Here is a 12,989-nt window from a genome sequence, read left to right on the forward strand (position 1 = left end):
CTATTTTAGTTTTTAATGCTGCATCATACTTTTTTCGGATGTCACCCATTTTCTTATCTTTCTCCTTTCCATTTCCAGGTTAACATCATCTTATTACTCTGTCCAGTTTTCGGGGTCCATTATAGTAACCCCTGTTTGACAAATTAGAAGTTAATATTATATAATGTATATAAGGCAACGATAGTGCATATTATGCAAAGGAGTGATATTATGAAGCCGCCCGGTAGGGTAATACTGGTGTTTTTGGTGGTAATGGGGATTGCGGGTATTTCCTGGGCTACTGAACTACCTCCCGGGATAGACGGAGAACTGTTAAGTTTGAGTAGGGAAACTCTGAAACCAGGTGATGGTTGGGCCTCTTATGGAGAAGGTACATCTGGTGGTTCCCAGGCCAGTATGGAAAATATTTATCTGGTGAGAACCAAGGAAGAACTGATAGAGGCTCTTGGCGGGGATAGAGAGAAAAATATGGAAGATGACACTCCAAGAATTATATTCATAGAAGGTACCATTGAAATAAGTGAGCCATACGAAACCTATAAGGATCCCGAATTTGATTTTAATAAATATCTGGAAGAATATGCTCCTGAAAAATGGGGAAGGGAAAAGGAAGTTTCTGGACCTCTCGAAGAAGCAAGAGCAAGGTCTCAAAAGAATCAGGCTGATGATATTTTAATATATATAGGTTCTAACAAAACCATAATAGGAGTGGGAAAAGATGCTAAAATTATTGGAGCTACTGTAAAGCTTAAAAATGTTCACAATGTGATAATTCGCAATATAACTTTTGAAAGCCCGATTGACTATTTCCCCCAATGGGATCCCACTGATGGAGAGTTTGGAGAATGGAACTCCGAATATGATTGCGTTTCTATAGAAGGTTCCAGAAATATCTGGATTGACCACTGTTCTTTCAGTGATGGAAGATATCTCGACAACGAAGCTCCCACTTATTTTGGAAGATTGTTCCAGCAACATGATGGACTCTTAGATATAACCAAAGAATCTGATTTAATAACCATTTCATATAATGTTTTTTACAATCATGATAAGACAATGCTCATAGGTTCAAGCGATAGTAATGTTAGTGATAGAGGACATTTGAGGGTTACACTCCATCACAATCTTTTTGAGAATGTTACTCAAAGGCTTCCCCGGGTGAGGTTTGGAGAAGTTCATGTTTATAACAACTATTATAAAATCAATCCTCACTCTCCTTACCCCTTTGATTATGCCTGGGGTGTGGGGGTAGAATCCAAAACATACGCTCAAAACAACTATTTTGACTTATCCTGGACAGTTCCGGCCTCTAAAATAATAAGAAGATGGAAAGGTAGTTGCATATATGAGGAGGGCACAGTTATATCCTATCCTTCCAGCCAGCCATTCTATGCTAACCTCCTTAAAGCTCACAACGATGTTAATGTAGATGACCAATTAGAGCCATCTGTTGGTTGGGAACCTACTTTGTTTTTAAGAATCGATCCTGCAATGTCAGTGCCAGCGATAGTAAACAGTGAGGCGGGAGCCGGGAAACTATAAAGTAAGGAAAGGAAAGTGGTCCAGTGGAAAAAGTATTTTTTGCAGTGGTGGGAGTTAGGAACTTTGCTAAAGAACATATAAATTTTATCAAGCAGCTCGAGGAAGAAGGAAATATCAAGCTAGGAGCTGTGGTTGTTGAAGATAAGAGGAAAAATTTCGAGTCACGGAAAGAGCTCAAGAGAGAGGGGATAGAAATATACGATTCTTTCTCTGAGCTCTTAGAAAAAGGGAAAAAGCTAATAGACGTTATAACTTTGCCCACTGCCATTCATACTCACGCACCGATGGCTATCAAAGCTATGGAAAGCGGATACAACGTTTTGCTGGAAAAGCCTCCTGCTCCTACTATTCAGGAACTGGACAAAATTATCGAAACAGAGAAAAGAACGAAGAGATTCTGCTCGGTGGGTTTTCATATGATTCATTCCCGAACCATTAGAAAGCTGAAAGAGATTATTCTTAGGGGAGAACTGGGAGAAATTAGAGAAATAAGTTGCAAAGCTTGCTGGCCGAGGTTTAAATCTTATTATACCAGAAACGAGTGGGCAGGGAAAACCATTTATGATGGACACATCGTCTTAGATGGCCCTATGCACAACGCTCTGGCCCACTATTTGAATAATATGCTTTATCTCCTTGGTCCGTCTATGAATGAATCGGCGAGCTTGAAAACCGTAAAAGCAGAATTTTATAGAGCACATACTTATATCGAAGCAGAAGACACTTCTTGTTTAAAAGCCGAGGCCGTTAATGGAGCTAAAGTATATTTTTATGTAACCCATGCCAGCGAAAGGACAAGGGATCCTTACATGGAAATAGTAGGAACTGAAGGCAGGGCTTTCTGGGAATTCTCAGAAAAAACTAAAGTGGTTTTAAACCATGGGGAGGTACTGGAGTTTGATAACCAGGGAGTAAATCCTCATCTGGAGGTTTTTAGGGTCACCGCTCAGAAACAATTAGGTCTTATAGAAGAGCTGTGGTCTACACCGGCTAATTCAAGGCCTTTTGTGGTGGCAATAAATGGTGCTTATGAATCGGCCGGGAAAATAGTTCCTATTCCCCGGGAATCAGTGAGAGAGTTCGAAACCGAAGATGGAGAATATAAGACAGTACTGGAAGGTATAGACGAGATAATTGATGAAGCTTTTGAAAAAAAGGCTCTTTTTTCCGATTTAGGTATTAAGTGGGCCACTCCTTCTACGGAGATAAATGTAGAAGATTATAAAACCTTTAATCCGTTTTTCTCGAGATAATTCAATTTGAGGGGATAGTTTAAATATGAAATTATGTATAGTAGGATCAAGTGGACATTATCACTATGTATTGGACCCTGTAAGATGCCATCGCGATTTAGACCTGGAAATAGCTGGAATTGCTCCGGGCTCAGAGGGAGAAAACATTGAGGGCTTACGCCAGGAAGTTATAAAGCTGGGATATAAACCTCTTATTTACGAAGATTATAGAAGCATGTTTGATGAGATAAATCCTGATATAGCGGTTATAAATTGTTATTTTGGAGATTTAGCTAAAGTTTCTGAGGAAGCTCTAACGAGAAGCATAAACGTGTTTACTGAGAAACCCGTTGCGACCACGTTAGAAGATTTAGAAAAACTTAAAAAAGCTTATGAGAGAAGTAAAAAAACATTCGTTGCCATGCTGGGGATTAGATATAAGCCCTGGTTTTTAGCTGCTCACCGCTATGTGGAAGACGGCTCTATAGGAGAGATAAGATTATTAAATACTCAAAAATCTTATAAACTCGGCAGGCGAGGAGAAAATTACAAATCGAGGGAGGTATACGGAGGAACCATCCCCTGGGTGGGAAGTCATGGGGTGGATTGGATAAGATGGTTTAGTAGAGAAGAATTTGTGTCGGTGTATGCTTCTCATTCATCCAAACATAACCGGGGCCATGGAGATTTGGAAATGACCGCTCTGTGTCATTTTGTGCTTACTAACGAGATTTTTGCCTCTTTAACCATAGATTACTTCAGACCTGATAATGCACCAACTCATGATGATGATCGGTTAAGAGTGGTTGGTACCAAAGGGATTGTTGAGGTAATTAAAAATAAAGTGCTTTTGATTGATGGCAAAACACCGGGCATCCGAGAGATTCCCTTAGAGTCAGAAGGAAGCATATTTCTGGATTTTTTAAAAGAAGTGGAAGGGAAAGGCAAGTGTTTAGTAACTGCCGAAGATTCTTTCCGGGTTACAGAAGTTTGCCTGAAAGCCAGACAATCGGCAGATGAAGCAAAAGTAGTGTATCTTTGACCCCGGAGTGTTAGGAGTAATAGGAGTAAAGTTTTGATTTTTCAAATCAAGTTCTGGATAAGGAGGTGAAAGAGCGACGGTAAAAAGTAATTTCTTCTCTGGGAAGTAGCTATTAAAAGATGGGAACAAATACCTTAAAAAGGAGGTTGAACCATGAAAAAGGTTCTTTTATTTATCACCATAGCGTTATTGGTAGTGTTAACTTTCGGTTCTGCTTTTGCGGTGGAGTTAACTATGTATTCGTCTGATGAAAGTAAAGCAAGGGTCCTAAGACAGGTAGTAGAGTTATACCAGGAGGAGCATCCGGATGTAAAAATTGAGGTGGTAGCATTTCCATATGCCAACTATATGCAAAAGATGTCGCTGGTATTTCTGGGCGGAGAGCCACCCGATTTACTGGAAACAACTGCCACATATTTGCCACAGATGACCCAATTTTTGAGGAATGTAGGTCCCGATATTGAAGAAAACTTAGGATTATCTCCCCAGGAGTATAAAGACTCTACCTATGATGTTGTAAAAGTCTACTTAGGAGAAGAAGACATTGTTCACGCTGTTCCTCTTCACTTCACAACTTACTCTGTGTGGATAAATAAAGAGATGTTCGAAAAAGCAGGAATAGCTTATCCACCTAAAGGTGGTAGAACAGAACCCTGGACCTGGGAGGAGTTCAAAGATGTTCTAAAGAAAGTGAAAAGCGAAAATGCAACCCCCTATGCTATGTCTATTGAATATTCTGCGGACAAATTTTTTAGCTATTTAGCTTTGTGGAACATAAAGATATTAGATGAAGAAGGAAATTTTGTAATGGACCAATATGAAAATGCAGAAAAAGCAATAAATGAATTTGTGGACCTGTTTAAAGAAGAGCTGGTTCCTCCTGCTGAATGGCTGTCGGGAGAATCGCATACCAGTAACTTCTTTGGCGGGATAACTGCTGTAGATTGGGCAGGTAGCTGGATGGCCAGAGAGTCTTTCAACGCTGAGAAGCAAAACGATGTAGCACCCTGTTATGTGCCGGTGATTGAAGACTGGTTTGGTATATCAGGCGGAGGATTCTTAGCTGCACCACAAACTGGAGATGTCGAGAAGGAGAAAGCTGCTACTGATTTTGTAATGTGGATAGCAGACAAAGACAAAGGATATACTGAATACATAAAAAGAAGCAGAGACTTGAGTGCCTATAAAGACCATAGCATTGATTATGGAGAGCCTCTTTTAGATGAATGGGCAGAAGTTCACCAAGTCTTAGCAGAAAGGGCTCCGGCCTGGAGTACTGAGGTAAGAGCTACTGCAGTATGGAGCAGGTTAACCGATACCATAAGAAAAGATCTGGCTTTAGGAATTTCAGAGAGCATTACTGCTCAAGAAATGATTCAGCACTGGAAGGAAGAAGCGCAAAGAATTTTAAGTGAGCTGTAAAATGCGGAGGACTGAGCCTATTTTAGGAAAATAGGCTCAGTCCTTTCTTTCCTGGAGCTTTTAGAAATGTGGGGGTGAGCTGGTGATAAAGCGCGGGATAGTGGAAAGTAGATTTGTTTTTGTCATACCCGGGTTCGTTTTCCATTTTTTATTTTATTTGCTTCCCATTATATTGATGATAATCCTGGGCTTTTTCTCCTGGGATATCTTAAGTCCCATGAAGTTTGTGGGGCTTAAAAACTTCTCTGATTTAATGAAAGACAAATGGTTCTGGAATTCCGTGGTGGTGTCTTTCAAGTATACTTTTCTGGCTGTTCCCATAATATTCGTAATTTCTTTACTTTTAGGTGTTTTACTCCAGGAAGAAGACACCTTTTCCAAGGTTATGAGAGTTTTCTTTTACTGGCCTTATATGATACCCATGGTAGCAGCCGGAACTATGTGGAAGTGGCTATTCAGCAGAAATTTTGGTCTGGTCAATCACATTTTAACCCGGATGGGGTTTCAACCGGTTAGCTGGTTGGACGACCCCACCTTAGCTTTATTTACAGTAGTCATGGTTCAGGTCTGGGTTTTAGCTGGATTTATGATGATGCTATTTATCGTCGGGTTACAAGCAATTTCAGAAGAATTCTATGAGGCCGCCTCCATAGACGGAGCGACAAACTTTCAAAAATTCTGGTATATAACCTTGCCGTTATTGAGAAACACGAATATTTCTGTAATTACGCTATCTATAGCTAATTGCTTCAGGAATTTCACCATAGTGTACATTATGACCACAGGTGGCCCCGGATATGCCACTACTGTTGCTCCTCTTTATGTTTACCAGAAAGCATTTACAGATTTTAGAATAGGATATGCCTCTGCTGGTTCACTGGTGGTGTTATTGATAACTTTTGTGATAGCTTTCGCAGTGAGGAGAGTGCAAGAAGGAGGAGAAATGGAGGGTGCAGTATGAAAAAAGTGATAATTATTGTGTTGGCAGTATTGTTTATGATACCAGTTTTCTGGACCATAACTTCTTCTCTCAAAAGTATGAATGAGATTTATAAATATCCTCCCTCCATATTTCCTGAAAAAGTTTCTCTGGAAGGTTACATAAATGTTATTGAACAATCTGATTTTCCAAGATATCTCGCTAATACCCTATTTGTGGCAATAATCTCTACCATTATAACGGTTTTTCTCTGTGTTTCCTTAGGTTACGGACTTGCTAAAGGCATCTTTAAGTATAAAGGTTTTCTCACCGAGGTGGTCATAGTAACCCTTTTCGTCACTGCTCAGGTAATAATGGTTCCCTTGTTTGTGATTATAAGGCAGCTGGGGTTGATGGATAGTTTGTGGGGATTGATAATTCCTGCGGTTTTCACTCCTACTGGAGCGTTCACTGCTATTCAATATATGAAGGGGATACCGAACGAATTTTTAGAAAGCGCCAAAGTAGACGGGGCAGGAGAATGGCAGATTTTTTCAAGAATAGTGTTACCCCTTTCTAAACCCTTAATTGCCTCGCTTTCCATATTTTCTTTTACCTGGAGATGGAATGACTTTGTTCTTCCCTTGATAGTTATCAATAGTGGTAAAAAATTCACCATTCAGCTGGCACTGGCTACCCTACAGGGGCAGTATGGTATACCGTGGAATGAAATATTGGCTTTCTCTGTTATGGCTATCATCCCCACTCTGGTTATTTTCTTGTTATTTCAGAATCTATTTATGAAAGGTATATCAGCAGGAGGATTAAAATATTAAACTATTTTTAAGGTGATGCTCTTGGATGACAATAAACGCTTTAGATATTCGACGATGGATGAGTTGATTGCGGACATTGAAAAATTTAATCTGGATATTCCCTTTTCTCATGACTTAGCCCCACTCCGGGAAAAGATAGAGCTGAACGGGAAAACCATAGGAAATCGGCTGGCCATTCACCCTATGGAGGGTTGTGATTCCACTCCCGACGGTGCTCCTGGAGAATTGACCACCAGAAGATATATGAGATATACCAAAGGAAAGGCGGGTCTTATCTGGTTTGAGGCTACCGCAATTAATGAAAAAGGCCGAGCCAATGACCAGCAACTATTTCTCAATGAAAGAACGGTGGGCGACTTTTCTCTGTTGATAAACAGAATGAGAGAAGAAGCAGACGAAGGAGGTACCCCCTCTCCTTACCAGGTTCTGCAGCTATCTCACGCCGGGCGTTTTGGAGATCACAAAATCATTGCTATCCACGACGAAAAGTTGGATAAATTAGCTAAAGTAGAGCCGTCTTGTCCTGTTATCTCTGATAGGGAATTAGAAGAACTGGAAAGTGCTTATATGAATGTTGCTAGATTGGCAAAACAAGCTGGATTTGATGCTGTAGATGTGAAAAGTTGTCACCGATATTTATTATCAGAGCTTCTTGGTGCCCGGGAAAGAGAGGACAAGTTTGGAGGTAGCTATGAAAATAGAACTCGATTAATAAAAGAGGTAGTAACGAAAATCAAAAGAGAAGTGGGAATAGAAGTGGCAATAAGGCTGAATATCTCTGATTTTCTGGAGTATCCCATAGGCTGGGGAGTGAACGAGAAAGGCGAAGTAGATTTAAGCGAACCCTTAAAATTGGTGGGCGAGCTAAGAGATATGGGTGTCAGATTGATAAATGTAACGGCAGGAAGTCCCTATATCAATGCTTATATTAGCAGACCGGCAGATGGAGAGGCAAGAAAATATACTCCTCCTGAATATCCCCTTTTAGGGGTGGAGAGATTGATAAAATTATCTCGGGAAGTTCAGGAGAATTTCAAAGATATCACAGTAGTGGCAACGGGGCTGAGCTGGTTAAGAGAATTTGCTCCATATGTGGCATCTGGGATGGTAGAAAAAGGATATGCAAAAATAGCAGGTTTTGGGAGAATGGCTTTTGCTTATCCCGATTTTGCAAAAGATATATTGCATAATAAAGGGATGGATAAAAGGAAAGTTTGCATAACCTGCATCAGGTGTGCAGAGCTAAAAGCTCATAGAAAAATTACCGGCTGTGTTATCCGGGATAGTGAAATCTACCTTAAGCCTTACCGGGATATAGAAAAAAGAGAGGGAGAATAAGGAGTAAGAGAATGAGAAAAGCGAAAGCGGATGTGCTGGTGGTAGGCTCTGGAGGAGCAGGCCTAAGAGCGGCACTGAGTGCCAAAGAAACTAATAAAAGCTTAGATGTTAAAATAGTCACTAAGGGAGAGTTATTAAAAGACAGTGTTACTGGCACTTCTTATTCTGACAGAATGGCATTCCATGCCACTTTGGATACTACCGAGCCTTATACTGAGGACTCCTGGAAGTATCACGCAGAAGACATTTTCATAATAGGGGGTATGGTTTCTGACCAGAATTTAGCAGAAGTTTTGGCTAAAAACTCTCAAGATGCTTTTGAATACCTGGATAGACTGGGAGTCCCTTTTGTAAGAGAAGAGGCTAGAGTTAAACAGTTCAGGACCGATGGTTCAAAATATGCGAGAGCTTGTTTCACCGGGCCCGATACTGCTGTTCAAATTTCAAAAGCACTGGCTAAAAAGGTTAAAGAAGAAAAAATAGAAGTTATAGAAAATACTATGATTCAAGGCATTTTATTGGACGAAGAAAACAGGGTTAAAGGTGCCTGGGGAATAGGGATTCTGGATAACGATTATTTTTTTATTGATGCTCCAGCCATCATCATGGCCACGGGTGGTGCAGGACAGGTGTTTCTGGAGAATCTTTTCCCTCCTCTGGCTACGGGAGATGGATGGACAGCAGCGTTGAGGGCTGGTGCAGAGTTTGTAAATATGGAGTTTATCCAGATAGGCTTGTCTTCTAAGGAAACTAAAATAGCCTGTTCGGGGAGTTTTATGAGATCTTTACCTGAAATAGTTAACAGTGAAGGAGAAGATATTTTACTTAAATATTACAAAGATAAATATTCTCAGGAAGAATTAATAAATATTCTTTTTTCCAAAGGATGGAGCTGGCCACTCTCTTACGAGGAAGAATCTCACATTATTGATGTGGCTGTGGCTAAAGAAATTCAAGAGGGGAGACAGGTTTTTTTAAGCTATACTCAGAATCCCGATTTTTTAGAAAAAGATTCCCTGCCGGAAAGAGTATTAGAGTGGTATAGAAGCTCATTAGGGGAGGATTTGGTAAGAGGCGATTTATTTACCTCACCCTTATTGAGACTTAAAAAAATGAACAGAGAAGTTTATGAACTACTTAGAAGTAAAGGAATAAATTTAGATGAAAAAGGGAAATTTGAAATAGTCCCTGCAGTGCAGCATTTTCAAGGGGGAATAAAGATAAATGAAAAAGCTGAAACAAACATAGAGGGACTGTACGCCTGTGGAGAAGCTGCCGGCGGGCAACACGGAGCTAACAGACCAGGAGGAAATTCTTTGCTTGACACACAGGTTTTTGGGAAAATATCAGGTCAGGAAGCAGCAATTTACTCTTCTTCAGTAAAGAGAAGCAAAATCACTGGAGAGGAGGTAGAAACAATAAAAAAGCAGTTTCCGAGATTTTCCCGGGAAGTTTTGGGTGGGAACCGGATAAGGCAAAGTATTAGAGAAATTATGACCAGAAATGCTGGTGTTATAAGGGTTCCCCATAATTTGAGGGAAGCTTATAAGGAAATTTCCAGTATAACAGAAAGAGAAATTCTCAATGTTAGCGAAAGCTTGAAAGATTATTTAGAGACTTTAAATATCCATCTGCTATCCCAGTTGCTTCTCCTCACTATGTATGAGCGGAAAGAAAGTAGAGGTCCCCATTTACTATTTAAAAATGAGGATAGTATGGAGCTTTATCCTCGAGATGATGGAGCTTGGGCTTATCACTATATAGTTGCTAAACTGAAATATGGAGCTATAACTTTAGAAAAAAGACCGGTTAATAGGGGAAACTCTAAAAGATAAAACTATCTTTTAGTAGTTTGCTCTTCCCCGATCAGAAAACAGGAGGAGAATTGGGACGCTGCATGCTATAAGGGCTAAAGCGTGGTATCTGGAAGTAGTAAAGTACTTCCTTTTCAACATAGTTGGAGGATGAAAATACATAAAAGCTTAATCTGAGGGGGTTTTGGGAAAAATGATAGAACTTAAGGTAAGATTTGGAAGGATGATATTATGAAAACTGATATTATAAGCTATGGAGAACCTTTGATTCGTCTGACCCCGGAAAGACTTAAAACTTTTTTGAAAAGCGATTCCTGGCAGGTAGAAGTGGGAGGGGCGGAGGCCAATGTTTTAGCTGGTTGTTCTATCCTGGGGTTGAAAACTCAACTGTTGGGAGCTCTTCCGAACAACTTTCTGGGGCGAAGGGTGTTTCAAGAACTGAGAAGATTTGGAGTAGGAGTTGACTGTTTAGAGCTTTCAGGAGAAGGAAGGATGGGTCTTTATTTCCTGGAGCTTGCTCATCTAAGGGAAGGTGCAGAGGTTCTCTATGATAGAAAGGATTCTACCTTTTCCCGTTTTGAGCTGAAGGAAAAGGATTTTTCTTTACTCTCCCAGAGCTCTCTTTTGCACCTTACCGGTATCACTCCTCCCCTCAGCTCCATTTGTGACATAAATGTGAGAAATCTGCTCAGGTTCAAGCCCGCCACCTTAGAGGTTTCTTTTGATGTTAACTATCGTAGTAAACTGTGGAGTCCGGAGGAATGTCGGAAGTTTGTAGAAGAGGTGATGGGGTCTATAGATATTATTTTCATAAAAGAAGAAGACTTGCAAATCATTTTTGGACTAGAAAATGAAGATTATCAGGAAAAGTTAGCTTTTCTCCAGTCAAACTATGGGAAAGATAAAATATATGTTTTAACCGCTGGTGAAAAAGGATGTTTCGTATTGAGTAAGGATATCTCTATATACCAGCCCAGCTTTGCTACGGAAGCGGTGGATAGAATAGGAGCAGGAGATGCTTTTGTGGCTGGATTTCTATATGGGTATCTCTGTAAAAAAAGCCTGGAAGAAGCTGCCCTGTGGGGCAATGCTATGGCTTCTTTAAAAATGAGCGTGGCAGGAGATATGCCCATTTTTGACCGTCATTTTGTAGAAGCTTTGGTAACTTCTTCTATATCTGGGAAGGTGAATAGATAATGTCTGCTAAAAGCTCTATTGGTGCTTTGGAACAGGCCATAAAAATATTGGAAATCGTAGTTTTTGAAGGAGGAAACGGTATAACTATCAAGGAAATTTCTCAGAAGATAGAACTCCATCCCTCCACTATATATCGATATTTAAACACTTTTTTAAGTTACGGTTATGTTTCTCGAGCTTCTGATGGTGGATACAAACCGGGAATTAAGCTTGTAGAGCTGGGTAACTATGTTCTAAATGGGTTTGATTTGAGAGAAATTGCTCATTCTTATCTCGTTAAATTGGTAGATGAGTTAAATCAAACGGCCCATCTAGCAATTAGAGAGGGGAACGAGGCCCTTTATATTGATAAAGTGGAGGGACCAAAGACCTTACAAATGCGCTCCCGGGTGGGGATGAGAATTCCTCTATATTGTACCGCTTTGGGGAAAGTTTTTTTGGCTTATTCCTCCGAAGAAGACATTGACCGTTATCTTAAAGAAGTTGAGCTAATTCCTCGAACTCAAAATACCATTGTTTCCTCTGACAGACTCAAAGAAGAACTACTGGGTATTAGAAAGCGAGGTTATGCTCTTGATAATCAGGAAAATGAGGAAGGTATAATCTGTGTTGGAGCGCCAATAATTGATTTTAGCGGTAAGGTGGTGGCTGCCCTTAGTGTTTCGGGGTTTTTTAAGGATTTTTCCCCAGATAAAATTCCCGAGATATCATCTTCACTTCAAAAAATAGCCTCTTCGATTTCTCAGGATCTGGGAGGCTATGGGAAACAAGCTGATTGAATTAACCTCTCCCTTATTGGTTAATAAGATGGTCGTTGAGCGTTAATTTTTGTGTTGGGCAAGATGAATTTACAACATTCCGGAAATTAATTTTTGTGGCACCCTTAACCCTAGAATTAATAACGGTTAATAGTAGAATGAATTAAACGGTCAATGATCGTGGCTGTCATTTTTTGTGCCACCATTGTTTATTCAGAAACTTCATCAGACCGCGATTGTCACTGTTGCTCCGACTGGAAGTGAATGCTCTCATTCGATGCCTCTCATACTGTTTTAGCTTTCAGATATCATTTTGGGATCCGGGCCGGTTTTCAGTTATTATGAATTTAAGCAACCTATGAATGAGCGGTTGACCGATGAGGTCTGGAGAGAAATATTAAACAACAATTCTCCACCACAACCGGATTGGACGAAAAGTTTTTCAGAATAATTTATTGTTTTTTAATGTTTTATTCAATGGTTTTGATAGATACAGAACGGATAGCGGTAAGCACTGTTTCCCGTGTTTTTCAAAATCATTTACCGGAGCGTGGAATCTAAAGGCGTAAAACAGGTTTCCGATAATGGAACTGTAGCAGATATATTGGTGGGTATCTTCGCCAATTTTAATGTTCAGCGGGGTTAGCAATGGACTCATTCGTATAACACCATTCCACCAACCTATTAGTCATATAAATCACTCCCCCTGCAGGCTTATCCCTATGGCCTCAAGCCAGGAAATCGCTCTTTCCTTCATTCTCTCGTTCTTAAAACGATACCACCTCTCCTTTTCCTCGGGATAGCGAGCCAGGACATCTTTAAATCGGCGGAAGGCACCTTTACCGTCTATAGCTATCTCAAGTAACTCGACGAGATGCTCATCTTCCAC

Annotated in this window: 12 protein-coding genes; 11 read left to right on the forward strand and 1 reads right to left on the reverse strand. The window is 40.2% G+C overall.

The window, feature by feature from the left end; translation table 11 throughout:
• The first annotated feature begins 396 nt into the window (after positions 1-396).
• The 11 genes from GXZ17_RS04610 to GXZ17_RS04660 all read left to right on the forward strand — a co-directional run bounded on the left by GXZ17_RS04610 (position 397) and on the right by GXZ17_RS04660 (position 12,551).
• Positions 397-1,542: a polysaccharide lyase family 1 protein gene (locus GXZ17_RS04610; RefSeq protein ID WP_409376113.1), complete on the forward strand. Its 1,146-nt coding sequence runs from the start codon at positions 397-399 to the stop codon at positions 1,540-1,542.
• Between the two features lie 23 nt (positions 1,543-1,565).
• On the forward strand, positions 1,566-2,795 hold the full coding sequence (locus GXZ17_RS04615; protein WP_409376114.1) for a Gfo/Idh/MocA family protein: 1,230 nt from the start codon (positions 1,566-1,568) through the stop codon (positions 2,793-2,795).
• A 25-nt stretch (positions 2,796-2,820) separates the two neighbouring features.
• The gene (locus tag GXZ17_RS04620) at positions 2,821-3,816 is read left to right on the forward strand and encodes a Gfo/Idh/MocA family protein (RefSeq protein ID WP_409376115.1); all 996 of its coding nucleotides are present in this window, start codon (positions 2,821-2,823) and stop codon (positions 3,814-3,816) included.
• A 153-nt stretch (positions 3,817-3,969) separates the two neighbouring features.
• Positions 3,970-5,238, forward strand: a complete 1,269-nt coding sequence (locus GXZ17_RS04625; RefSeq protein ID WP_409376116.1) for an ABC transporter substrate-binding protein — start codon at positions 3,970-3,972, stop codon at positions 5,236-5,238.
• Positions 5,239-5,320: 82 nt separating this feature from the next.
• Positions 5,321-6,199 (forward strand): carbohydrate ABC transporter permease, encoded by an 879-nt coding sequence (locus GXZ17_RS04630; protein WP_409376117.1) that lies wholly within the window; start codon positions 5,321-5,323, stop codon positions 6,197-6,199.
• Positions 6,196-6,993 carry a carbohydrate ABC transporter permease gene (locus tag GXZ17_RS04635; protein ID WP_409376118.1) on the forward strand — a complete coding sequence of 266 codons (798 nt, stop codon included), beginning with the start codon at positions 6,196-6,198 and terminating at the stop codon, positions 6,991-6,993. Before GXZ17_RS04630 ends, GXZ17_RS04635 begins: the two co-directional genes overlap by 4 nt.
• 21 nt (positions 6,994-7,014) lie before the next feature.
• Positions 7,015-8,331 carry an NADH:flavin oxidoreductase gene (locus tag GXZ17_RS04640; protein WP_409376119.1) on the forward strand — a complete coding sequence of 439 codons (1,317 nt, stop codon included), beginning with the start codon at positions 7,015-7,017 and terminating at the stop codon, positions 8,329-8,331.
• Positions 8,332-8,342: 11 nt separating this feature from the next.
• The gene (locus tag GXZ17_RS04645) at positions 8,343-10,166 is read left to right on the forward strand and encodes an FAD-binding protein (protein WP_409376120.1); all 1,824 of its coding nucleotides are present in this window, start codon (positions 8,343-8,345) and stop codon (positions 10,164-10,166) included.
• Between the two features lie 210 nt (positions 10,167-10,376).
• Complete coding sequence (locus GXZ17_RS04650) at positions 10,377-11,342, forward strand: sugar kinase (RefSeq protein WP_409376121.1); 966 nt, start codon at positions 10,377-10,379, stop codon at positions 11,340-11,342.
• A complete protein-coding gene (locus GXZ17_RS04655) occupies positions 11,342-12,121 on the forward strand; it encodes an IclR family transcriptional regulator (protein ID WP_409376122.1) in 780 nt (259 codons plus the stop codon). The genes GXZ17_RS04650 and GXZ17_RS04655 overlap by 1 nt, the downstream gene beginning before the upstream one ends.
• Positions 12,122-12,413: 292 nt before the next feature.
• Positions 12,414-12,551, forward strand: coding sequence for a DUF3160 domain-containing protein (locus GXZ17_RS04660; protein WP_409376123.1), 138 nt, complete (start codon positions 12,414-12,416; stop codon positions 12,549-12,551).
• A 246-nt stretch (positions 12,552-12,797) separates the two neighbouring features.
• Here GXZ17_RS04660 and GXZ17_RS04665 read toward each other — a convergent pair.
• On the reverse strand, positions 12,798-12,989 hold a 192-nt coding region (locus tag GXZ17_RS04665; RefSeq protein ID WP_409376124.1), incomplete at its 5' end, for a UPF0158 family protein.

This window comes from Candidatus Sordicultor fermentans (genome assembly GCF_012728195.1).
Lineage (GTDB): Bacteria > Atribacterota > Atribacteria > Atribacterales > Caldatribacteriaceae > Sordicultor > Sordicultor fermentans.

What these genes read in the sequence shown, in the direction of transcription:
- GXZ17_RS04610 (WP_409376113.1), top strand. Translation starts at nt 397, where the DNA reads ATGGAAAATATTTATCTGGTGAGAACCAAGGAAGAACTGATAGAGGCT.
- GXZ17_RS04620 (WP_409376115.1), top strand. Translation starts at nt 2,821, where the DNA reads ATGAAATTATGTATAGTAGGATCAAGTGGACATTATCACTATGTATTG.
- GXZ17_RS04625 (WP_409376116.1), top strand. Translation starts at nt 3,970, where the DNA reads ATGAAAAAGGTTCTTTTATTTATCACCATAGCGTTATTGGTAGTGTTA.
- GXZ17_RS04635 (WP_409376118.1), top strand. Translation starts at nt 6,196, where the DNA reads ATGAAAAAAGTGATAATTATTGTGTTGGCAGTATTGTTTATGATACCA.
- GXZ17_RS04645 (WP_409376120.1), top strand. Translation starts at nt 8,343, where the DNA reads ATGAGAAAAGCGAAAGCGGATGTGCTGGTGGTAGGCTCTGGAGGAGCA.
- GXZ17_RS04650 (WP_409376121.1), top strand. Translation starts at nt 10,377, where the DNA reads ATGAAAACTGATATTATAAGCTATGGAGAACCTTTGATTCGTCTGACC.
- GXZ17_RS04655 (WP_409376122.1), top strand. Translation starts at nt 11,342, where the DNA reads ATGTCTGCTAAAAGCTCTATTGGTGCTTTGGAACAGGCCATAAAAATA.